The organism is Kitasatospora sp. NPDC097605 (assembly GCF_040302725.1).
In the GTDB taxonomy this organism is placed as follows: Bacteria; Actinomycetota; Actinomycetes; order Streptomycetales; family Streptomycetaceae; genus Kitasatospora.
In genome coordinates this window covers 121367-142914 of sequence record NZ_JBEOSF010000001.1, presented here as the reverse complement: position 1 = coordinate 142914, position 21548 = coordinate 121367, and the positions used below count along the sequence as shown (strand labels likewise).

At 73.5% G+C, this 21548-nt stretch carries 16 protein-coding genes; 12 read left to right on the top strand and 4 right to left on the bottom strand.

The features are described from left to right. Positions 1–265: 265 nt before the first annotated feature. Together ABTX81_RS00625 and ABTX81_RS00620 are read left to right on the top strand one after the other, a co-directional pair. Positions 266–982: an ABC transporter ATP-binding protein gene (locus tag ABTX81_RS00625; protein ID WP_350540708.1), complete on the top strand. Its 717-nt coding sequence runs from the start codon at positions 266–268 to the stop codon at positions 980–982. 112 nt (positions 983–1094) lie between these two features. After that, on the top strand, positions 1095–1421 hold the full coding sequence (locus tag ABTX81_RS00620) for a putative quinol monooxygenase (RefSeq protein WP_350540707.1): 327 nt from the start codon (positions 1095–1097) through the stop codon (positions 1419–1421). A 91-nt stretch (positions 1422–1512) separates the two neighbouring features. On the opposite strand, the gene ABTX81_RS00615 is transcribed toward ABTX81_RS00620, so the two are convergent. Then, positions 1513–2448, bottom strand: a complete 936-nt coding sequence (locus ABTX81_RS00615) for a CAP domain-containing protein (RefSeq protein ID WP_350540706.1) — start codon at positions 2446–2448, stop codon at positions 1513–1515. A gap of 82 nt (positions 2449–2530) precedes the next feature. After that, the gene (locus tag ABTX81_RS00610; protein ID WP_350540705.1) at positions 2531–3481 is read right to left on the bottom strand and encodes a DUF5996 family protein; all 951 of its coding nucleotides are present in this window, start codon (positions 3479–3481) and stop codon (positions 2531–2533) included. Positions 3482–3871: 390 nt separating this feature from the next. On the opposite strand from ABTX81_RS00610, the gene ABTX81_RS00605 reads away from it, so the two are divergent. The 10 genes from ABTX81_RS00605 to ABTX81_RS00560 all read left to right on the top strand — a co-directional run bounded on the left by ABTX81_RS00605 (position 3872) and on the right by ABTX81_RS00560 (position 18212). Beyond that, on the top strand, positions 3872–4909 hold the full coding sequence (locus ABTX81_RS00605; protein ID WP_350540704.1) for an agmatine deiminase family protein: 1038 nt from the start codon (positions 3872–3874) through the stop codon (positions 4907–4909). Positions 4910–4939: 30 nt separating this feature from the next. Beyond that, positions 4940–6382 carry a M20/M25/M40 family metallo-hydrolase gene (locus ABTX81_RS00600; protein ID WP_350540703.1) on the top strand — a complete coding sequence of 481 codons (1443 nt, stop codon included), beginning with the start codon at positions 4940–4942 and terminating at the stop codon, positions 6380–6382. A 368-nt stretch (positions 6383–6750) separates the two neighbouring features. Beyond that, positions 6751–8010, top strand: coding sequence for a phosphatidylserine decarboxylase family protein (locus ABTX81_RS00595; protein WP_350540702.1), 1260 nt, complete (start codon positions 6751–6753; stop codon positions 8008–8010). A 64-nt stretch (positions 8011–8074) separates the two neighbouring features. Continuing rightward, entirely contained in the window at positions 8075–8932 is an 858-nt protein-coding gene (locus ABTX81_RS00590) for a hypothetical protein (protein ID WP_350540701.1), read from the top strand. Between the two features lie 180 nt (positions 8933–9112). Then, entirely contained in the window at positions 9113–10279 is a 1167-nt protein-coding gene (gene wecB, locus ABTX81_RS00585) for a non-hydrolyzing UDP-N-acetylglucosamine 2-epimerase (protein WP_350540700.1), read from the top strand. Between the two features lie 122 nt (positions 10280–10401). After that, positions 10402–10923, top strand: a complete 522-nt coding sequence (locus ABTX81_RS00580; RefSeq protein ID WP_350540699.1) for a MarR family winged helix-turn-helix transcriptional regulator — start codon at positions 10402–10404, stop codon at positions 10921–10923. A 122-nt stretch (positions 10924–11045) separates the two neighbouring features. Next, positions 11046–11525 carry a hypothetical protein gene (locus tag ABTX81_RS00575; RefSeq protein WP_350540698.1) on the top strand — a complete coding sequence of 160 codons (480 nt, stop codon included), beginning with the start codon at positions 11046–11048 and terminating at the stop codon, positions 11523–11525. 65 nt (positions 11526–11590) lie between these two features. After that, positions 11591–12469 (top strand): NmrA family NAD(P)-binding protein, encoded by an 879-nt coding sequence (locus ABTX81_RS00570; RefSeq protein WP_350540697.1) that lies wholly within the window; start codon positions 11591–11593, stop codon positions 12467–12469. A 369-nt stretch (positions 12470–12838) separates the two neighbouring features. After that, the gene (locus ABTX81_RS00565; RefSeq protein WP_350540696.1) at positions 12839–16774 is read left to right on the top strand and encodes a Pls/PosA family non-ribosomal peptide synthetase; all 3936 of its coding nucleotides are present in this window, start codon (positions 12839–12841) and stop codon (positions 16772–16774) included. A 94-nt stretch (positions 16775–16868) separates the two neighbouring features. Then, positions 16869–18212, top strand: a complete 1344-nt coding sequence (locus ABTX81_RS00560) for a M1 family metallopeptidase (protein ID WP_350540695.1) — start codon at positions 16869–16871, stop codon at positions 18210–18212. A 28-nt stretch (positions 18213–18240) separates the two neighbouring features. Here the strand turns inward: ABTX81_RS00560 and ABTX81_RS00555 are convergent, their stop codons facing one another. Beyond that, positions 18241–19554: a YhgE/Pip domain-containing protein gene (locus ABTX81_RS00555; protein WP_350540694.1), complete on the bottom strand. Its 1314-nt coding sequence runs from the start codon at positions 19552–19554 to the stop codon at positions 18241–18243. Positions 19555–19705: 151 nt separating this feature from the next. Next, the gene (locus tag ABTX81_RS00550) at positions 19706–21454 is read right to left on the bottom strand and encodes a carbohydrate binding domain-containing protein (protein WP_502892679.1); all 1749 of its coding nucleotides are present in this window, start codon (positions 21452–21454) and stop codon (positions 19706–19708) included. Positions 21455–21548: the final 94 nt, after the last annotated feature.

Below are 21548 nucleotides of genomic sequence, written 5' to 3'. Positions count from 1 at the left end.
TGCGCGGATGGGCGCCGCAGGGGCGCCTGGTGATCACCGGCACTTGATCACCGGATAGCGGACGATGCTGTCAGATCCGGTCAAAGAAAGGAAGGGACTTGCGCGAAGGATGAAAGTAATGAGCAAATGCTCCGATACCGCGGCCGGAGCGATCCTGACGGTACGTCAGATAGGCCGGTTTTGCGAAGCCATGAACACTTCAACGAATTCCCGGTGCCGTCCCGTCGGCGGGGCGTTCCGGGGCGCACCCAGGGGGGACGCCGCAATGACGCAGCAACCGGCCGGCACCGTGACCGCTCCCATGGTGGCCGTCACCGATGTCCACCGCAGTTTCGGCACCGGGGAACGGGCCGTGCACGCCCTGCGCGGCGTCTCCTTCACCATCGGCCGGGGCGAACTCACCGCGCTCAAGGGCCGCTCCGGCTCCGGCAAGACCACCCTGCTCAACCTGGTGGGCGGCCTGGACAGCCCGTCCGGGGGCACCGTCACCCTGGACGGCACCGACCTCGGCGGCCTGGACGAGGAGGGCCGGCTCGCGCTGCGCCGGGACCGGCTGGGCTTCGTCTTCCAGTCCTTCGGCCTGCTCCCGGTGCTCACCGCCGCCGAGAACGTCGGCGTCCCGATGCGGCTGCGCAAGGTGCCGGCCGCCCAGCGCGAGGAGCGCGCCCGCACCCTGCTGGCCCTGGTGGGCCTGGCCGACCACGCCAACCAGCGCCCCGGCGAGCTCTCCGGCGGCCAGCAGCAGCGCGTCGCCATCGCCCGGGCGCTGGCCAACGAACCCGACCTCATCATCGCCGACGAGCCGACCGGCCAGCTGGACTCGGAGACCGGCCGCGCGATCATGGAGCTGCTGCGCGCCGTGGTGCGCAGCGAGGGCGTCACCATCCTGGTCGCCACCCACGACCCCAATCTGATGGAACTCGCCGACCGGGTGGTCGAACTGCGCGACGGCCGGGTCGTCGAGGAGGCCACCGCCGGCTGACGCTCCACGGCCCGGGGGCTCCCGGGTCGCAGATCACCCGCCTGACCTGCGACGATGGTCATGGCGCCGCGCCGACCGGCCGCGTGCGCCGGTGGAACGAGAGGAAGCCTCCATGATCTTCATCACCGTCAAGTTCGCGGTCCGCCCGGAGCGTGCCGACGACTGGCTGGCCCTGGTCGACGACTTCACCCGGGCCACCCGCGACGAGCCCGGGAACCTCTTCTTCGAGTGGTCCCGCAGCGTCGAGGACGCCAACGAGTTCGTCCTGGTCGAGGCGTTCCGCGACGGCGACGCGGGCAAGGCGCACGTGGAGTCCGCGCACTTCGTCAAGGCGATGGAGGACATGTCCTACGCGGTGGCCGCCAAGCCGCGGATCGTCTCGATCGAGATCCCGGGCATGGACGGCTGGGGCGAGATGGGCGAGATCACCCCCCGGTGACCTGCGCGAACCGCCGAACGGCCGGTCGATCCCCGGATCGACCGGCCGTCGCCGTTCCCCGGCCCGTGGCGTGCGGACCGCGGCCGGCCTGCTAGCGGCCGGCGAAGTCGGCGTTCCAGGAGGCCGCGCCCACGTGGGAGAGGCCGACCTCGGTGTAGTTGCCGATCATGATCCCGAAGTGCAGGGACGAGTTGACCCAACCGTCGAAGGCGGCGTCGACGGAGGTCGGACCGTAGAAGGCGATCTCGCCCCAGCCCCCCGTCCAGGTGTATCCGAGGCTCTTGGCGACGGCGGCCGAGTCGCAGAAGTGACCGGAGACGTGGCGCTGGTCCATCTGGCCGGCGTTGCACCGGGCGGCCTGGGCGAGCGTGGCGTTGAGCCGCACCGGTGCCTTGCCGTACCGGGCGCGCAACTCGTTGAGGCGCTGGAGGAAGCGCTGCTCGGCGGAGGACGGCGGGGGGACGTCGGTGGCGCCCACCAGGTCGAACCGCTGGGACATGCCGCCGTCGCAGTTCTCGACGGTGACCTCGCGGTCCAGGCCCTGGTAGGTCAGGCAGCGGCCGGCCCGGGCGTTGTGCACATAGGTGCCGCCCTCGACCGCGTTCTCCAGGGTCCACTGCTGGTTGTCGCCCGCCCACCAGGAGATGAACTGCGTGCTCCGGCCGTCGTTGAGGTCCATCTCGATCACGCGCTCGGTGCCGTTGACGGAGCGGACGAAGTCGACCCGTCCGCCCGGCTTGTCGGAGATCCGGAACCGGGTGGAGGCGTCCTGGTAGCCGCGCGCGACGATCCGGGAGCCCTCCCCGTCCGCGCCGGCCAGCGCGTGGTGGTTCCGGTGGTCCTGGATGGTGATGGTCTGCTCGACCACGGCCGTGGACGCGGCGCGCGCCGGGGCGGCGTTGGCGGGGGCGGCGCTCGCCGGCCCGACGGACAGGATGAGCGCGCTCACGGCGACCGCGCACGCGGCGAGCGCCGTCCTCACCGGCCGGCCGCGGCGGCCGGCGGCCCGGGCGGAGGTGTCTGACACGGGGTTCTCCTTCAGCTCGACGGCCCGCGGCCGGTCACGGCCACGGGCCCGAGCAGGACACCAGGAGCGTGTTTACGGAAGGTCAGCGATCGGTGGACGTCCGGGCGGCCACCGGGTCGGTGATGCCGCCGGGCGAGGCCTCGCCGCCGGTGTTCCAGCCGGCGAGGCGGGCCGCGGGCTGGTAGACGGACTCGTAGAAGTCGAGGACGGCGGCGCGCGGATCCCGGCCGCCGCGGACCTCGTCGTACTCCAGGACGGCCAGGTGGCTGCCGCCGCGCTCGACCCAGCGGGCGGCCTCGGGCCGCAGCGGGCAGTCGGCCAGGCCGGCGGGTTCGGGCGCCGCGTAGGAGTAGAAGGCCGGCCCGGGGAAGGCGTCGTCGCCGAACCAGAAGCCGGAGCTGATGACCTCGCGGGAGTAGGCCTCGCGGGTCACCGGGTCGACGGTCGGGGGCTGGTCGATCGCGCGGCCGGAGAAGCGGGTGACGGCGATGTCGAAGGTGTGCCAGAAGTGGTGCACCGGGCTGATCTTCCCGCAGAAGCGGGCGGCGAACTCCTCCAGGACCAGGCCGACCTGGCCGAGCACCTGCCAGTAGCGGTTGACCCAGAACGGGTCGTAGGCGGCGTGCTCGGTGTCCTCGGCGAACGGCCGGCCGGCGTCGGGCAGGTCGAACGGGTGCGGGCGCGCGAGGGAGACCGGCACGCCGACCGCGGCGAGGGCGTCGAGCGTCCGGCCGTAGAACGACGCCACGGACTGCCCGGTGAGCGGGAACGAGGCCCGGCGGCCGTCCGAGGAGCAGACCACCAGCCGGTGGTCGACGAAGTCGAAGTCGACGCAGAACGTCCCGCCCCCGTCGGCCGTCGCCATCGGGCGGGTGGTGATGCCGCGCCCGGTGAGGTAGTACGGGACGTTCCACCAGTGGTTGCGCCGCACGCTGCGCGCCAGCCGGACCTTGCCGACGACCTGGGCGAACCGGTGCACCGTCGCCTTGGAGTCCTGCCACCGCGCCAGCGGGATCGGGGGGAACAGCTCCATGGCGTCCACGCTAGGCCCGGGGCCGCGGACCCGCATCCGCGCCCCGGCCCGCGCTCACCCGGCGTCACCGGGCCCAGGGAGCGGCGTCCGGTGGTCAAGTCCGTTGGGCGCTACCCCTGGTGACCGCCGCCGGGGCGGGTACCGCCGGCCACGCGCGGGACGGGGGCACCTCCGGGTGCGTCGACGGGCAGGCTTCCTACGATGGAAGGAGGGGGGCGCATGGGGATGGCGGGGGGCGAACACCATCGAGAACCAGGCTCGGCGAATTCCCCGCCGCTGCTTCGACGTCGGCGTGGAACCGTCCGCGTGGAACCGTCCACACGGGGCCGTCCGCACGGGGCCGTCCGACGGGACCGTCCGCGGGGTGCCGCCGAGCGGGACGGAGGAGCGATGAACGCCCGGGAGACCGGTACGTGGCGGATGCCCGCCGAGACCGAGCCGCAGGAGCGGACCTGGATGGCCTGGCCGGCCCAGTGGTACCCGCCGGATTCGCAGCCCGACGAGATGCGCGGGGCGTGGGCCAGTGTGGCCAACGCGATCCTGGACCACGGAGGCCAGCCCGTCACGATGCTGGTGACGGAGGAGGAGAAGGCACAGGCCGAGAAGTGGGTCCCCCGCGCGACGATCACCGTGGTCAGGCACGACGACGGCTGGGCCCGGGACACCGGGCCGACCTTCGCCGTCGACCCCAGCGGCACCCGGCTGGGCGCGGTCGACTGGGTGTTCAACGCCTGGGGCGCCCAGCCCTGGACCAGGTGGGCCTGGGACGACCGGGTGGCGACCGCGATCGCGAACCAGGTGAACGCCGAGATCATCCCGTCCGAGCTGGTGACGGAAGGGGGCGACATCCACACCGACGGGCAGGGCACGTTCATGGTCTGCGAGACGGTGAAGCTGGACCCCTACCGGAACCTGGGCTGGACCCGGGAGCGGGTGGAAGGGGTCTTCGAGGAGATCTTCGGCGAGTGCAAGCTGATCTGGCTCTCCCGGGGCCTGACCGCCGACTACTCGCCCTACGGCACCCGCGGACACACCGACATCGTCGCGACCTTCACCGCGCCGGGCCAGGTCCTCGTGCACAGCCAGGAGAACGAGGAGCATCCCGACCACGAGGTGTCGGACCGAGTCGTGAAGCTGCTGAGCGAGTCCACCGACATCCACGGGAAGCCACTGACGGTGACCAGGGTGCCGGCGCCGACGAAGCCGAAGGACGAAGCCGGGGAGTGGCTCGACTGGAGCTACATCAACCACGTGGTCTGCAACGAAGCCATCATCGCGTGCAACTTCGACGACGAGAACGACAAGCAGGCGAACGACATCCTCCAGAAGGCGTATCAGCGCGATGTCGTCGGCATCGACGCCAGGCCGCTGTTCGAGCGCGGCGGCGGCGCCCACTGCATCACCCAGCAGCAGCCGCGACTGAAGTAGCCGGCGCCCTCGTCCTGAGGAGGCGGGAACATGGGCAACGACGATCTGGCTGTCAAGATCAACCAGTTGAAGAAGGGCCTGATCGACGATCTGAAGGATTTCATCCAGATCCGGTCGGTCTACGACACGGCCGACCTGACACCGGTGAAGGCCGCCGCCGACTGGTGCCAGCAGAAGCTGACGGACCGGACCTTCAATCTGGAACACGTCCGCGTGGAGCAGAAGAACATCGGCGACGTCACCAAGAACGCCCCCCTGATCCATGCCACGTGCGGACCCGACGGCGACACCGCGGACCTGCCCACGGTGCTGCTGTACGCCCACTACGACGTCGTCAAGGCAGGTGAGTGGGGCGAGCAGGCGTGGCACCCGGAGTTCGTCGAGAACGACACCCGGCTGCAGGGCCGGGGCGCCGCCGACGACAAGTCGGGGGTCATGATGCACATCGGGGCGCTCCGCGCGTTCGAGGGCAAGCCGCCGGTTCCACTGAAGATCGTTCTCGAAGGGGAGGAGGAGTACGGCGACACCCTCGACGGCTACGTGCTGGACCCCAAGAACAAGGACCTGTTCACCGCGGACGTCATCGTCATCGCGGACAGCGGCAACCAGGAGCTCGGCCAACCGACCTTCACCACCAGCCTGCGCGGCGCGGTGGCGGTGGACGTCACGGTCAGCACGCTGCAGAAGCCCAAGCACAGCGGGGTGTACGGCGGCCCCGCGCCGGACGCCTTCATGGCGCTGGTGCGCATCATCGCCGCGCTCGTCGACGACAAGGGCGACGTCACCGTCCCGGACCTGGTCCGGGAGCACTGGGCCGGCGAGGAGCCCACGGAAGCCCACTTCCGGGAGGAGGCGGGAGTCCTGCCGGGCGTCCACCTCATCGGCAGCGACACGCTGGGGAGCCGGCTGTACGACCGGCCGTCCGTCAACGTCGTCGCGCTGAGCGGGCCGCCGACGTACAAGGACGGAGCCGTCAACCAGCTGACCGCGACGGCGAAGGCCCGGGTCAGCCTGCGCACCGCCCCGCTGGAGAAGCCGGAGGAGGCGATCGCCAAACTGAAGCGGTTCATCCGCCGGCCCGAACTCAACCCCTGGAACGCCACCATCACCGTCGACACGGTGGACACCGCTCCCGGCTTCCAGGCCGACACCACCGGGCACGGCTACGCCCTGGCCAAGCAGGCCATGGAGCACGCCTACCCCGGCAAGCGGACCCTGCTCACCGGCGACGGGGGCACGATTCCGCTGATCAGCGAGCTCCAGCAGATCAACCCCGGCGCGACGGTGCTCGTGATCGGCTGCCAGGAGCCGTTGTGCAACATCCACTCCTCGCCGGAGAGCGTGAACCTCGGCGAGTTCGCGGCGATGACCCTCGCCGAGTGTTACCTGTTGCGGAACGTGAGCCTGCCCCGGAGCGAACAGCCCGCCGGCCTGGAGGCCATGGGCCCGACAGCGGTGCCCGTGGCGCCGTAGCCACCTCCCGCGCCGGGCGCCCCCGACCTCTCCGGTCGGGGGCGTTCGGCCGCTCCACGGCGGTGGGCAGGAAGGGCGCTACGCCATTCGAGTGGCCGGTCGGGCGACTTCGCACCGTGCACGGGTGAGCGGTGGTGCCGGGAGCGGACTGCGCCGCAGGGCGGCCCGGGTGACGCCGTGTGAGCGCCGACAAGCCAGGACCGGCCAGCCCTGGCCACCCGCCCGCCCTTGTGCCTACGGTGGAAACACCAGGGCCCGCCCACTCTCCGCGCTCCGCCGGACACGGGCAGGGACTGCGGCTCACGACCGTCATGGAAAAGCAGCGGCCGCCCCGGGCGGGGCCCAGACATCCAACGGGTGAGGAAATCATGGAACTGTACTCCACGGTGCGCAAGGGCGGGTGGCTCCCGTCGGACCACGACGTCCTACGGCGTTGGCTGGACGACCTCATCGCGAGCGTCGACGGGGGCGGGGCCAGGACGGGGGAGCTGAAGCCCTCGGTCGCCGCGCTCCAGGATCTGATCAACACCGACCCGAAGATCTACATGCTCTTCAACGACATGCTGTTGCAGCTCTCCCACCGGGAGACGCCGACCGGCTTCCCCCAGGTGAAGGACGTCCCCACGCTGATGCGGCTGTTCAACGCGGCCATCCAGAAGGCGCCCGAGTTCGACAAGTCCGGACTCGTCGGCTTCCCCGTGAACGCGATCCTCAACTGGGCGATGGGCACCCAGGCCGGCTTCGCCGCGTTCCTCGACGACAAGGTGAACGCACACCTCAAGGCCATGCTCGACGAGTGGAGCGTGTACCTGAAGAGCCCCGAGTCGACGTACGTCCTGGACTCCGAGGAGGGCCACTGGTTCAGCGAGGACGCCCTCGCCGCGCTGAACAAGTCCGCCGGGGGAAGGTTCGAGGACCTCTACGTCTGCAACCCCAAGGACCCCCACTACGGCTTCACCTCCTGGGACGACTTCTTCACCAGGGAGTTCAAGCCCGACGCACGACCCGTCGCCACCGACCCGAAGACCATCGCCAGCGCGGCCGAGTCCGTCCCCAACCGACTGGCCCACAACGTCCAGGAGCTCAACACCTTCTGGCTGAAGGGCCAGCCGTACGCCCTCGACTTCCTCCTCGACGCCGCCCACAGGGGCCCCGACGAGCCGGCCCCCGGGACCTTCCAGGGCGGCACCGTCTACCAGGCCTTCCTCAGCGCCCTCAACTACCACCGCTGGCACACCCCCGTCGACGGCACCGTCGTGGCCGTCCGCAACATCCCCGGCACCTACTACTCGCAGACCCCCGCCGCCCTGTGCGACGTCGCGGCCCCCGACCTGTCGCAGGGGTACATCGCCCACCTCGCGGCCCGCGCGGTGGTCTACATCCGGGCCACGCAGCCGGACGTCGGCCTGATGGGTTTCGTCGCCATCGGCATGGCCGAGGTCTCCTCCTGCGAGGTCACCGTCTCCCCCGGGCAGACGGTCCAGCGCGGCGACCAGCTCGGCTCCTTCCACTACGGCGGCTCCACCCACTGCCTGATCTTCCGGCCGGGCGTGGACCTGACGTTCATCCCCGACGTCCCGGGCGACGCCAACGTCTACGTCAACGCCCCGCTCGCGACGCTGAAGTAGCTCCGCCGCCGGCCGAACGCCCCTGACCGGACGCCGCGGCCCGGAGCAGGCCGACCCCTTCGACGTGCTCGAAGGGGTCGGCTCGCTCCGGGCCGCCCTGGAGGACGGGCGCACCACCGCCGCCGAACTCGGCCAGGCCGCCGCCGACGACGACGGCTGGCTGCGGGCCTGGCGCGCCGAACGGCCCGCCGACCCGGACGACGCCGCCGTCCACGCGTGCGCGCTGGTCCGGCTCGCCTGGAAGCTGCGCGGCGCCGCGTTCGCCGAGTACACCAGCGAGGAGCAGGCCGAAGGCTTCCACCGGGTGCTCGGCGGGGCTCCCGAGGCCTGCGCCGAGGCGCGGCGGCTGGCTCCCGGGGACCCGGTCCCGTGGATCATCGAGCTGTGGGCCGGCATCGGCCTCGGTTACTCCCGGGAGGAGTTCGACCGGGTCTGGGCCGGCGTCACGGCGCGCGACCCGCACCACTACGCCGCCCACTACGCGGCGCTCCAGTACCACTGCGCCAAGTGGTACGGCTCCGCGCAGGAGGCCCACGCCTTCGCCGACCGGGCGGCCACCGCCGCCCCGGAGAACAGCCTGCTCGCCGGTCTGCGGCTGGTCGCCCTCCACGAGCACGAGCCGGACGGCGCCGAGGGCGAGCACTGGTCGACCCCGTACGCCCGCACCGCCGTCGACGACGCCCGCCGCGCGGTGGACACGGCGCGGCCCGGCGACGCCCGCGCCGCCGAGATCCGCCACCTGCTCGCCTGGTGCTGCACCATCACCGAACGCCCCGTCGAGGCGCTGAACCACTTCCGGCTCGTCGACGGCTACGTGGACGCGCTCCCCTGGCGCTACAGCGACACCCCCGCCGCGTCCTACTGCCACGTCCGCGCCATCGCCGCCAAGTACGCCGCCGACCAGCTGGCGGCCACCGCCTGACCGCCGCCGGCCGGTGCCGGCACCGCCTCCGCGGCGCCTGGTCGACGGACGACCGTCCGCCCGCGCGTTGGGCCACTGGGGGGACGTTGCCGTGGTCCCGATTCATTCGCCGTACTTCGCGGCCTTCGCTGTGGCGATACTGCACCAACGCAGCCCCGGCACCTCTCGAATCGGAGAACCATGTCTTCCGCCGATGTCGCCCTGGTCCTCGGAACCCGGCCGGAGATCGTCAAACTCGCCGGCGTCGCCCGGCTTCTCGGCAGCCAGGCCAGGATCGTGTGGACCGGCCAGCACTGGGACGCCAACCTCACCACGTGCTTCTTCGACCAGTACGGCCTGCCCCGCCCCCATCACCGCCTCAAGGGCGTCGGAGGAGAGGCCCGCGGCCGGCAGATCGGCCGCATGGTCGCCGCCCTCAGCGACCACTTCACCAGGCGGCCTCCGGCCGCGGCCGTCGTCCAGGGAGACACCAACACCGCCGCGGCCGGAGCACTGGCCGCGCACTGCGCGGGCATTCCCGTCGTCCACGTCGAGGCGGGCCTACGCTCGTTCGACACCGACATGCCCGAAGAGGCGAACCGGCGCGTGATCGCACCGCTCGCCGACCTGCACTGCGCCCCGACACCGGCAGCGGCCGCGCACCTGCTCCGTGAGGGGATCGAGACCGAGCGCGTCCTGATCACCGGGAACACCGTCGTCGAGGCGACACTCGAATCGCTGCCCACCGACGTCGAGGCCGGCAGGCTGCTGGCCCGGCACGAGGTGGACGAAGGCGCGTACGTGCTCGCCACCATCCACCGCCCGGAGAACACCGACGACCCGGTGCGCCTGACCCGGCTTCTCGACCAGCTCGCCGCCGTCGACCTGCCCGTGCTGATGCCCCTGCACCCGCGCACCCAGGCCGCGATCGACCGGCACGGCCTGCACCGGTCGACCGCCCGGCTACGCCTGATCGACCCGCTCGACCACGCGACCTTCCTGGCCCTGGCCCGGCGGTGCCGCCTGCTCGTCTCCGACTCCGGCGGCGTCCAGGAGGAATGCACCGTCCTCAAGCGGCCGCTGATCGTCGTCCGCAATTCCACCGAGCGCCCGGAAGCCGTCCGGGCCGGCTTCGCCCGCCTGGCCCGGCCGGGCCAGCAACTCGCGCTCGCCCTGCGCGAAGCGCTCTCCGACACCACCGCCGCCGAGCGCCTGGCCCAGCTGCCCTCCCCGTACGGCGACGGCAGCGCCAGCGACGACATCGTCGCCGCCATCCGCCACCGCTACCTCGTCCCCGACCCGGCGGCGGCCGCGCTGCTGCCGGCACCCGGCACCCACCCGGCACTCGCCGCCACGGGAGCGAGGTAGCACGCACCGCCCCCTTCCCGAGCCGGATGGCGCGGCCACGGCGCGATCCGCCGCGGCCGTTCCGGCGGACCGTCGCCCCGCGCCGCTTGACCCGGCATCTGATTAGCCGCCATATTACTTCCATGGCACAGCAGCACGAGGCCGGCGACGGCGCACCCACGCTCGACCAGGCCCGTCGACAGCTCTCCCGGTACGGCCTGTCGGCCGACCCCCAGGCGGTCCTGGTCGCGGCGCGGCTGATGGCCGCCGGGTCCCGGCTCGGCCAGGCCGGTGAGGCGCACTTCGCGCGCTTCGGCCTGTCCACCGGCCGCTACCGGCTGCTGGCCGAACTGGAGGACCACGGCGGCGAGAAGTCGCCCTCGCAGCTGGCGAGCGCGCTCGGGGTGTCCCGTGCGACCGTGACCGGCCTGGTCGACGGGCTGGAACGGGACGGCCTGGTCGCCCGGCGCCCGTCCACCGAGGACGGGCGGGGCAATGTCGTGGTGCTGACCGCGCACGGCGCCCGACGGCTGCGCGAGATGGCGCCCGAGCACTTCGAGCGGATGCAGGCGATGGTCGGCGGCCTCTCGGTCGAGGAGCGCACGCTCTTCCTCGACCTGCTCGCCCGACTGGTCGAGGGCATGTCCGCCCTGACCGACGACTGACCGGGCCTTCCACTCCCCCGCCCCCGGCGGCCCGCCCGGGCCGCGGCCGGGGCTCCTCATGCCCCCATGGTCAGCCACCTGAACACTTGTAATTAGCCTCCTAATCACTTGGAGCCGATCCCATGCCCGTCACCACACCCACCGAGCAGCGGCCGCCCGCCGCTCCCGCAGCCGCCCCGCCGCGCTTCGTCCTCTGGCGCGAGGTGCTCGTCTCCTACGCGGCGCCCGCCGTCACGGCCGGGGTCGGCGGCCTCGTCAGCCGGCAGCCCGAGCTCACGCTCGCGGCCGTCACCACCATCGCCGGCGCCTCGGCCACGGTCGCCGCCCTGATCGGCGCCCGGCACCGCCGCCGACCGGAGGGCTCCTGGGCGGAACGCGGACCGCGCGTGCTCGTCACGGCCCTGTTCGGCCTCGGCGCCGCCGCCCTCGCGCTGGCCCTCGGCCTGGCCGGCGCGCAGCTGCTGCCCCGGATCCCGGCCCTGGCCGACAGTCCATGGCCGGGCCGGCTCCGCTTCGACCTGCCGGTCTCCGCCGCGATCGCGGCGACCGCGATCACCTGGCGCTGGCGCGGCACCCGCCCCCGGCGCCGCCGGGCCCGCTGATCGGGCCGGCCCGGCACTCCGCGACCAGACCCCGCACCACCACTCCGGAAGAAGAGAGATCCCGCATGATCACCGTCATGGGCGCGTCCGGCGCCACCGGCGGCGCCACCCTGCGCAGCCTCACCGCCCAGGGTGTCCCCGTCCGCGCGCTGAGCCGCGACCCGGGCCGGCTGCTGGCCGGCCTGGACGCCCACACCCACCCCCTGGTCGAGGCGGTCTTCGCCGACGCCGACGACCCGGACTCGCTGGACACCGCCCTCAAGGGGACCCGGCAGCTCTTCCTGACCATGGCCAACGGCCCGCGGCAGGTCGGGTACGAGCTGCTCACCGCCGACCTCGCCGTGCGCGCCGGCGTGGAGCACATCGTCAAGGTCTCCGCACCGGCCGCCGAGCCGGACTCCCCGGTCGAGGTCTCCCGCGGCCACCACCTGATCGAGGAGCGGCTGCGCGCCCTCGGCGTCACCACCACCGTGCTGCGGCCGTACGCGTTCATGCAGAAGCTGCCGCTGCTCGCGCCCGGCATCGCGGCGGCCGGGCTGATCCACGGCGCGATGGGCACGGCCCGGTGCAACTACGTCGACTGCCGGGACATCGGCGACGTCGCCGCCACCGTGCTCACCCGTCCGGAGGCGGCCGGCGGCAGCCTCCCGCTCACCGGCGGCCGGGCGTACAGCCACCCCGAGCTCGCCGGGCTGCTGAGCGAGCTGCTCGGCCGGCCGGTGAGCTACGTCGACCTGCCGCCCGCCGAGTTGCGCGCCCACCTGGTCGCCCGCGCCGGGATGCCGGACTGGCTGGCCGCCCATGTGGTGGAGATCCAGCGGCTCGCGGTCGAGCGTCCGGAGGCGCCGGACGACGCCGCCGAGCGGCTGACCGGGCGGCCTCCGCGCACGCTGGAGGCGTTCCTCAAGGAGCACGCCGACCGCTTCCGCCACCCCTTCCACTGATCCCCCGGGAGGCCCGCAGGGCCCGCCGCACCCCCGTACGGCGGGCCCGTCACCCCGAAGGAGCAGCGTTCGATGTGGCATGGGTCACGGTCGGAAAATCGACCTGACGGTCCGTCAAAACGACTGATGGTTCGTCACATCCGACACACGGAGCCTCAGTTGTGAGCTGATAGGTCGTCAGATTCGGCCACTGTCGGGCCAGTTGGGCGGAGTGTCGGCCGATCCGGTGTTCACCGCCGCGGGCTACCATCGGTCGGGTTGTCCGCTCCGGCCCCGGAGTGGGGTCACCCGGACAGGCGAGTGCTCCCACCGCCCCCAAGGGTCGGACATCGATCGGGACGGGGCGAGGACAAGGAGCACACGGCAGCCATGACAGCCGAACCCAGCCGGGAACCGGGCCCGGACGCCGCCGAGCGGCCCGCCGCCGAGCAGGCCGAGAAGCAGGCCCGCTACCCCGGCCGCCCCGCAGCCGCCCCGCGCACCCTGATCGACATCCTCGACGCGACCGCCCGCCGGCACCCCGGCGAGCCCGCCCTCGACGACGGCCGCACCGTGCTCAGCTACCGCGCGCTGGCCGCCGAGGTCGAGCAGCTGCGCCGCCGCCTCGCCGCCGCCGGCATCGGCCGCGGCGACCGGGTCGGCGTCCGGGTGCCCTCCGGCACCAACGACCTCTACGTCTCCGTGCTCGCGGTGCTCGCCGCCGGCGCCGCCTATGTGCCGGTGGACGCCGAGGACCCGGACGAGCGCGCCCAGCTGGTCTTCGAGGAGGCCGCCGTCGCCGCCGTGCTCGGCGCCGAGCGCGCGCTCACCCCGGTCGGGCCGGCCCGCCCGCCGCTGACCGACCAGCCGCTCGCCGGACAGGCGCCCGCCGACCGGCGCCCCGCCCCGGAGGACGACGCCTGGATCATCTTCACCTCCGGCTCCACCGGCCGCCCCAAGGGCGTCGCCGTCACCCACCGCAACGCCGCCGCCTTCGTCGACGCCGAGGCCGCGCTCTTCCTCCAGGAGGAGCCGATCGGCCCCGGCGACCGGGTGATGGCCGGCCTGTCCGTCGCCTTCGACGCCTCCTGCGAGGAGATGTGGCTGGCCTGGCGGCACGGCGCCTGCCTGGTGCCGGTCCCCCGCTCCCAGGTGCGCTCCGGCGCCGACCTCGGCCCCTGGCTGGCCGAGCAGGAGATCACCGTGGTCTCCACCGTGCCGACGCTGGCCGCGCTCTGGCCGGCCGAGGCGCTGAACGAGGTCCGGCTGCTGATCTTCGGCGGCGAGGCCTGCCCGCCCGAGCTGGTCCAGCGCGTGGTCACCGAGGGCCGCGAGGTGTGGAACACCTACGGCCCCACCGAGGCCACCGTGGTCGCCTGCGGGGCACTGCTGACCGGCGAGGGCCCGGTGCGGATCGGCCTGCCGCTGGACGGCTGGGACCTGGTCGTGGTCGACGAGGCCGGCGAGCCGGTCGCGCCCGGCGGCACCGGCCAGCTGGTGATCGGCGGCGTCGGCCTGGCCCGCTACCTGGACCCGGAGAAGGACGCCGAGAAGTACGCGCCGCTGCCCTCGATGGGCTGGGAGCGCGCCTACCGCAGCGGCGACCTCGTGCAGGCCGACCCGGAGGGCCTGCTCTTCCTGGGCCGCGCCGACGAGCAGATCAAGCTCGGCGGCCGGCGGATCGAGCTCGGCGAGGTCGACGCCGCGCTGCAGGCGCTGCCCGGCGTGGCCGGCGCCGCCGCGGCCGTGCGCACCGCGCGCGGCGGCAACCAGCTGCTGGTCGGCTACCTGGTGACCGGCGAGGGCTGGGACCGCGAGCAGGCGGTGCAGCGGCTGCGCGCCGAACTTCCGGCCGCGCTGGTGCCGCTGCTGGCACCGGTCGACACCCTGCCGACCCGGACCTCCGGCAAGGTGGACCGCAACGCGCTGCCCTGGCCGCTGCCCGATCTGGAGACCGCCGGGCCGACCGAGCAGCTCTACGGCACCGAGGCCTGGCTGGCCGAGCAGTGGACCGAGATCCTCGGGGTGCCGGTGAGCGGCCCCCGGGAGGACTTCTTCGCGATCGGCGGCGGCAGCCTGGCCGCCGCCCGGCTGACCACCCTGCTGCGCACCCGCTACCCGAACGCGGCGGTGCTGGACATCTACCAGCAGCCGACGCTGCGCAAGCTCGCCCGCCACCTGGAGCGCACGGCCGCCGGCACCGGCGAGGCCCGCACCGTCGAGCCGGTGCCGGCCCGCGCCAAGCTGCTGCAGCTGCTCCTGCTGATCCCGCTGTTCACCGTGGTCGGCCTGCGCTGGACGGTGGCGCTGCTGGCGCTCGGCAACCTGCTCTCCCACCTGGACGGCTACGCCTGGGCCCCGACCGCCTCCTGGTGGGCGGTCGGGGCCGGCGCGGCGGTGCTGTTCACCCCGGCGGGCCGGCTCGCCCTCGCGGCCGGCGGCGCCCGGCTGCTGCTGCGCGGCCTGCGCCCGGGCAGCTACCCGCGCGGCGGCGGCGTCCACCTGCGGCTGTGGGCCGCCGAGCGGCTGGCCGAGGTGAGCGGCGCGACCTCGCTGTCCGGCTCCTGGCTGGTGCGCTACGCGCGGGCGCTCGGCGCCAAGGTCGGCGAGGAGGTGGACCTGCACGCGCTGCCGCCGGTGACCGGCATGCTCAAGCTGGGCCGGGGCTGCGCGGTGGAGGCCGAGGTGGACCTCAGCGGCTACTGGCTGGACGGCGACCGGCTGGAGGTCGGCCAGCTCAAGGTCGGCTCCGGCGCCGTGGTCGGCACCCGCTCGACCCTGCTGCCGGGCGCCCGGGTCGGCAAGCGGGCCCAGGTGGTGGCCGGCTCCAGCGTCACCGGGCACGTCCCGACCGGCCAGCGCTGGGGCGGCGCGCCCGCCGTCAAGCTGGGCCGCGCCGAGCGGAGCTGGCCCAAGGAGCGCCCGGTGCGCCGGGCCCGCTGGTCCGCGCTGTACGGGATCAGCGGTGCGGCGCTGAGCCTGCTGCCGCTGCTGCCCGCGGTGGCCGGCCTGGCGGTGCTGGCCCCGTTCGTCGACCCGGCGGACGGTCTGGGCGGCGCCCTCGGCGGCGCCCTGCTCGGCCTGCTGCCGGCCGTCCTGGCGTACGGGGTGGTGTACGCGGCGCAGCTGGTGGCGGCGGTGCGGCTGCTGTCCGTCGGCCTGGTGCCCGGGGTGCACCCGCTGCACGGCCGGGTCGGCTGGCAGGCCTGGACGGTGATGCAGCTGATGGACCAGGCGCGGGAGGTGCTCTTCCCGCTGTACGCGGGTCTGGTGACCCCGCTGTGGCTGCGGGCGCTGGGCATGCGGGTCGGGCGGCACGCGGAGGTGTCCACGGTGCTGGCGCTGCCGAGCCTGACCACGGTCGGCGACGGGGCGTTCCTGGCCGACGACACCCTGATGGCGCCGTACGAGCTGGGCGGCGGCTGGGTGCGCCTCGGGGAGGCGAAGGTCGGCGACCGGGCGTTCCTGGGCAACTCGGGGATGACCGCGCCGGGCCGGTCGGTGCCCAAGCGCGGCCTGGTGGGCGTGCTGTCGGCGACGCCGGAGAAGGCGAAGAAGGGCGGCTCGTACCTGGGCATGCCGCCGGTGCGGCTGCCGCGCTCGGCCGACCAGGCGGACCAGAGCCTGACCTACGAGCCGCCGGCGCGGCTGCTGTGGGCGCGCGGGCTGGTCGAGGTGGCCCGGCTGCTGCCGGTGCTGGCCTCGGGGGCGCTGGGCGCGCTGACCCTGGCGGCGCTGTCCTGGCTCTCCGTCGCGTGGTCCCCGGTGGCGGCGGCGCTGGTGTCCGGCCCGGTGCTGCTGGCGGCCGGCACGGCGGCGTGCGCGGTGGCGGTGGCGGCGAAGTGGCTGCTGGTCGGCCGGTTCCGGGCGGTGGAGCACCCGCTGTGGAGCGGCTTCGTGTGGCGCAACGAGCTGGCGGACACCTTCGTGGAGGTGCTGGCGGTGCCGTGGCTGGTCGGCGCGGTGCCGGGCACGCCGGTGCTGAACGTGTGGCTGCGGGCGCTCGGTGCCAAGGTCGGGCGCGGCGTGTGGTGCGAGAGCTACTGGCTGCCGGAGGCGGACCTGGTCACGCTCGGGGACGGGGTGTCGATCAACCGCGGCTGCGTGGTGCAGACCCACCTCTTCCACGACCGGATCATGCGGATGGATACTGTCGTCCTCCGCGAGGGCGCCACCCTGGGGCCCGGCGGCATCGTGCTGCCCGGCAGCACGGTGGGCGCGCGCAGCACGCTGGGCCCGGCCTCGCTGGTGATGCGCGCCGAGTCCGTGCCCGCCGACAGCCGGTGGCTCGGCAACCCGATCGAGGTGTGGCAGCCCACCTCCTGACCGCCGTCCCCCAGGGGGGCCGGCCGGGGTGCGCCCCGTCCGGCCCTCCGGCCGTCCCCCGTCCAGTCCCGTGTTTCCAGGAGCGTACGACCCGGTGAACCCCCGCCCGGCGCAGTCCCCGCAGCCCCCGCAGCCCGTCGCCCCGCCGGACCCCTACTTCCCGAACAGCGGTGATCCGCGCTACCGGGTGCACCGCTACGAGCTGGCGCTGGACTACCGGCCCGGCCCGAACCGGCTGGGCGGCGCGGCCCGGCTGAGCGCCGTCGCCGTGACCGCGCTGACCGAGTTCGCGCTGGACCTCGCCGAGTTCCGGATCGGCCGGGTGCTGGTGGACGGCAAGGCGGCCCGCTACACCCACCGGGCGGGCAAGCTGCGGATCCGCCCGCCGAAGGCGCTGGCGGCCGGCGCGGCGTTCACCGTCGACGTGCACTACACCGGCAATCCCCGGCCGGTGCGCAGCCCGTGGGGCGGCCTGGGCTGGGAGGAGCTGACCGACGGCGCGCTGGTGGCCAGCCAGCCGGTCGGGGCGCCGTCCTGGTTCCCGTGCAACGACCGGCCGGCGGACAAGGCGACGTACCAGATAGCGGTCACCACGCCGTCCCCGTACACGGTGGTGGTGGGCGGGCGGCTGCTGACCCGGACCACCGGCTCGTCCAGCACCACCTGGGTGTACGAGCAGTCCGCGCCGACCTCGACGTACCTGGTGACGGTCTCGATCGGCCAGTACCGGCCGGTGGTGCTGGCCGAGCACCCGCAGGTGCCGCAGACCGGGTACGTGCCGGAGCGGCTGGCGGGGGCGTTCGCCGGGGACTTCGGGCGGCAGCCGAAGATGATGGCCTACTTCGGGGAGGTGTTCGGCCCGTACCCGTTCGGCGAGTACACGGTGGTGGTCGCCGACGAGGAGCTGGACGTCCCGGTGGAGGCGCAGGGGGTGGCCACCTTCGGCACCAACCACCTGGGCGGAGGCTGGGAGCGGGAGCGGCTGGTCGCGCACGAGCTGGCGCACCAGTGGTTCGGCAACAGCGTGTCGATCGGCGACTGGAGCCACATCTGGCTGAACGAGGGGCTGGCGAAGTACGCGGAGTGGCTCTGGTCGGAGCGCTCCGGCGGGCCGGCGGCGGGCGCCCGGGCCGCGTACGCGCACCGGCTGCTGGCCGGGCTGCCGCAGGACCTGCGGCTGGCCGACCCGGGCCGCAAGCTGATGTTCGACGACCGGCTGTACCAGCGGGGCGGTCTGGTGGTGCACGCGCTGCGGCTGGCGCTCGGGGACACCGCCTTCTTCCGGATGCTCCGGGACTGGGCGGCGTTCCACCGGCACGGGGTGGTGACGACGGCCGACTTCCGCGCCCATGCCGCCCGGTACGCGCGGGGGCCGCTGGACGAGCTGTTCGAGGCCTGGCTGTGGCGGCCGGAGCTGCCGCCGCTGCCGGCGGGCTGAGGTCCCCCGCGGTGCGCCGTCCCCGGGCTCAGGCGAGCTCGGGGACGGCGCGGTGCAGGCCCTTGCGGTCGTAGTAGCGGGCCGTCAGGAAGCCGAAGAGCAGGGCCGCGACGGTGCCGATGCCGATCCAGAGCCAGGCCCGGGCGAGGCCGGCGTCGGCCTGGGCGTCGAAGAAGAGGATGGCGCGCACGCCGTCGGTGAGCTGGCGCATCGGTTCGAACAGCGCGAGGAACCTGTAGAACGACGGCAGGGCGTCCAGCGGCACGGTGGCGCCGGAGGACGGCAGGCCGAGCACGATGAACACGAACATGCTGACCAGCAGGCCGAGGCTGCCGAAGGCCGCGTTGATCGCCTGGACGCCGAGGCCGACCGCGCTGCTGGCGCAGACCGAGAAGATCCACAGCAGCGGCAGGTGCGCGGCGTCCATGTCGAGGATCACCACTCCGGCCAGCATGATGAGCGACGAGGTGAGCAGCGCCAGGCCGACCGACATCACGCACTTGACGGCGAGGGTGCTGGTGCGGCTGATCGGCACCACCGGATGGCGGGCCCGCCAGGGGCCGACCTCGTTGTCGGCGTAGCCGAGGGCGACGTCGACGCCGTTGCCGATGATGTTGGCGCCGAAGAAGCCGGCCAGCACCAGCAGCAGGGTGTAGTAGAAGGCGGAGAGCCCGAGGCCGCTGCGGTGGCCGATCGGGTGGCCGACGGAGGTGCTGAGGGCGACCGGGTCGGCGATCAGCAGCCGGGCCGCGTCGTCCAGGCCCTGGGCCTGCGGGAGGGCGGAGAGCCGGGCGCCGAGGGCCAGTGAGGCCTGGTGGACGGCCTGCTGGCCGATCTGGGCGGCGAGCGAGGAGCCGAGGCTGCCGACGCCCGGGTTGGTGTACTGGAGCACGGTGGGGCGTGCGGGCTTGGCACTCGCGCCGCCGAGGGCGGCGACCGTGGCGGTGAACCCGGGCGGCACCTGGAGCGCCCCGTAGAGCTTGCCGGAGGCCAGCTGCTGCTTCGCCTGCGCCTCGTCGAGCCGCCGCCAGGAGACGGTGTCCCCCTGGCCGGGGGCGGTGGCGATGCCGGTGACGAGCTGCTCGCCGAGGTTCTGCGGCTGTCCGGCGACGTCGGCGCCCCGGTCGGAGTTCACCAGGGCGATCGGCAGGTGGTGCAGGTCGCCGCGGGGGTCGAGGATGCCGCCGAGGTAGAGCAGCGACATCAGCAGGCTGAGCAGGCCGACCAGCAGGGCCGGGACGGCCCAGACCTTGGGGTTGCGGAGCACCCGGCGGGCCTTGACGCCGGTGGGCGGCTCGGGCCGGCGAGGCTCGGGAAGGGTCGGCTCGCGGTGGGAGGGCATGACGCTCCGTGGGGTGGGATCGCACAGACCCTAGGAGCGGGGCGGGAGCCCGGTGTGGCGCCACGCCGCCGGGGTCACCCGGCCGTGCGGCGGCGACGGCGCGGCCCGGCCCCTCCGCCGGGGGGCCGGGCCGCGGTACCTCGAGGGCGCGTCAGCCGGTGAAGCCGGCCGTGATGGAGGTGAACTGCCAGTCGTTCTGGGCGATGCCGGAGCAGGTCTCCTGCTGGCCGCCGCCCGGGCAGCCGCGGTCGCGGTTGACCGACCAGAAGGCCATCCGGGCCAGGTGGTGGCTGTTGGCCCAGTCGCGGATCGCCGTCCAGTTCTGGACGGTGGTGATCTCGCCGGTGTCGCTCAGACCGTTCATGCCGGAGATGCCGATGTGCGCGTAGGCGGTGGCGTCGTCCCAGCCGAAGACGGACTTCAGCTTGGTCTTCAGGCCCTCGGCGGCGCTGACCGTGGCGGCGTACATGTCGGTGGACGCGTTGCCGAAGTCGAACGGCATGATGGTGAAGACGTCGATGTCCGCGCCGATCGCCTTGGCCTGCTCGATCAGCCGGTTGCCGTAGTAGGTCGGGCCGCTGATGGCGGTGCCGAAGGTCACGATGGTGCGCAGACCGGGGTTGTTCTGCTTGACGATCTTGAGCGCGCCGAGGATCCGGTCCTGGACGGCGGTGTTCTCGAACTCGTCGGTGTTCTCGATGTCGACGTCGATCGCCTTGAGGCCGTACGCGTCGATCACCTTCTGGTAGGCGGCGGCGAGGTCCGCGGTGGTGGCGCAGTTGGGGCCGAGCTTGTTGCCGCTCCAGCCGCCGATCGACGGGACGACGTCGCCGCCGGCCGCGCGCACCGCGTTGACGGTGGCCTGGTCGACGCCGTTCAGCAGCGGCCGCTGGCTGTCCCAGGTGGGGTTGCAGCCGTTCTGGGCCAGGACGAACGCCAGGGTGAACCACTTGATGCCGGTGGCGTTCATGACGGTGGTGGCGGCCGGCGGGTTGCCCCAGCCGTTGTAGAGGTAGGGCGCGGCTTGCTTGAAGCCGCCCGGGGTCGGGCCGTTGGCGTCGGTGGTGACGGTCACGGCGGCGGAGGCGGCGGAGGCGTTCCCGGCCGCGTCGCGGGCCTTGACCGTGAAGGTGTAGGCGGTGGACGCGCTCAGGCCGGGGACGGTGGCGGTGGTGCCGGTGGCGCTCGCGACCTTGGCGCCGCCCTGGTACACGTCGTAGCCGGTGACGCCGACGTTGTCGGTGGCCGCGTCCCAGGCCAGGGTCACGCTGCCGGCGGACTTGCCGGTGGCGTGCAGGTTGCCGGGCACGGTCGGGGCCTGGGTGTCGGCCGGCGGGGTGCCGCCGCCGGGGCCGTCGAAGACGATGTCGTCGGCGTAGTAGGTGCCCTGGCCGTACCAGCCGTTGACGTAGACCTCGGCGCTGGTCTGGGTGGCGCCGGTGGTGAACGAGACGCTCAGCTTGCTGTAGTCGGCGGCGGAGGTCCAGGCGGAGCCGCCGCCGGTGACGCCGAGGTACACGTAGTTGCCGCGCACCCAGCCGGAGAGCGAGTAGGTGGTGTTGGGCTTGACCGCGACGGTCTGCACGCACTTGGCGGTGTCGCTCGCGGTGGCGGCGCCGGCGAGCGCCTTGCCGCCGCCGTGCACGGGGGTGGTGACGACCGAGCCGAGGCCGCCCGAGCAGGTCCAGCCGGACAGCGTGCCGGTCTCGAAACCGCCGTTGGTGAGCTGGTCGGCCGCGTGGGCGACGGTGGGCGCGGTGAACGCCGCGGCTGCGGCGAGCAGCGCGGCGGCGCCGGCGGCGGGCAGTCGGGTGCGCTTGTGCACCGATGACCTCCAGTGGGGGATGTGGGGGGTGGAGGTGCGGGGAGGGCCCCAAAATGGACTGGACCAATTGCTCATGTCAAGCGATGTCCGCCGGACGGACGGTGAGGGCGTGTCGGGCGGAGGCGAACCGATCGGGCGAAAATGGGTGGAACGACCCGCCGGGCCCGAA

Coding starts and splice junctions, on each gene's coding strand:
- ABTX81_RS00555 (WP_350540694.1), bottom strand. CDS start 19,554: ATGCCCTCCCACCGCGAGCCGACCCTTCCCGAGCCTCGCCGGCCCGAG.
- ABTX81_RS00620 (WP_350540707.1), top strand. CDS start 1,095: ATGATCTTCATCACCGTCAAGTTCGCGGTCCGCCCGGAGCGTGCCGAC.
- ABTX81_RS00580 (WP_350540699.1), top strand. CDS start 10,402: ATGGCACAGCAGCACGAGGCCGGCGACGGCGCACCCACGCTCGACCAG.
- ABTX81_RS00625 (WP_350540708.1), top strand. CDS start 266: ATGACGCAGCAACCGGCCGGCACCGTGACCGCTCCCATGGTGGCCGTC.
- ABTX81_RS00550 (WP_502892679.1), bottom strand. CDS start 21,454: ATGAGCAATTGGTCCAGTCCATTTTGGGGCCCTCCCCGCACCTCCACC.
- wecB (WP_350540700.1), top strand. CDS start 9,113: ATGTCTTCCGCCGATGTCGCCCTGGTCCTCGGAACCCGGCCGGAGATC.
- ABTX81_RS00600 (WP_350540703.1), top strand. CDS start 4,940: ATGGGCAACGACGATCTGGCTGTCAAGATCAACCAGTTGAAGAAGGGC.
- ABTX81_RS00595 (WP_350540702.1), top strand. CDS start 6,751: ATGGAACTGTACTCCACGGTGCGCAAGGGCGGGTGGCTCCCGTCGGAC.
- ABTX81_RS00565 (WP_350540696.1), top strand. CDS start 12,839: ATGACAGCCGAACCCAGCCGGGAACCGGGCCCGGACGCCGCCGAGCGG.
- ABTX81_RS00605 (WP_350540704.1), top strand. CDS start 3,872: ATGAACGCCCGGGAGACCGGTACGTGGCGGATGCCCGCCGAGACCGAG.
- ABTX81_RS00575 (WP_350540698.1), top strand. CDS start 11,046: ATGCCCGTCACCACACCCACCGAGCAGCGGCCGCCCGCCGCTCCCGCA.
- ABTX81_RS00570 (WP_350540697.1), top strand. CDS start 11,591: ATGATCACCGTCATGGGCGCGTCCGGCGCCACCGGCGGCGCCACCCTG.
- ABTX81_RS00610 (WP_350540705.1), bottom strand. CDS start 3,481: ATGGAGCTGTTCCCCCCGATCCCGCTGGCGCGGTGGCAGGACTCCAAG.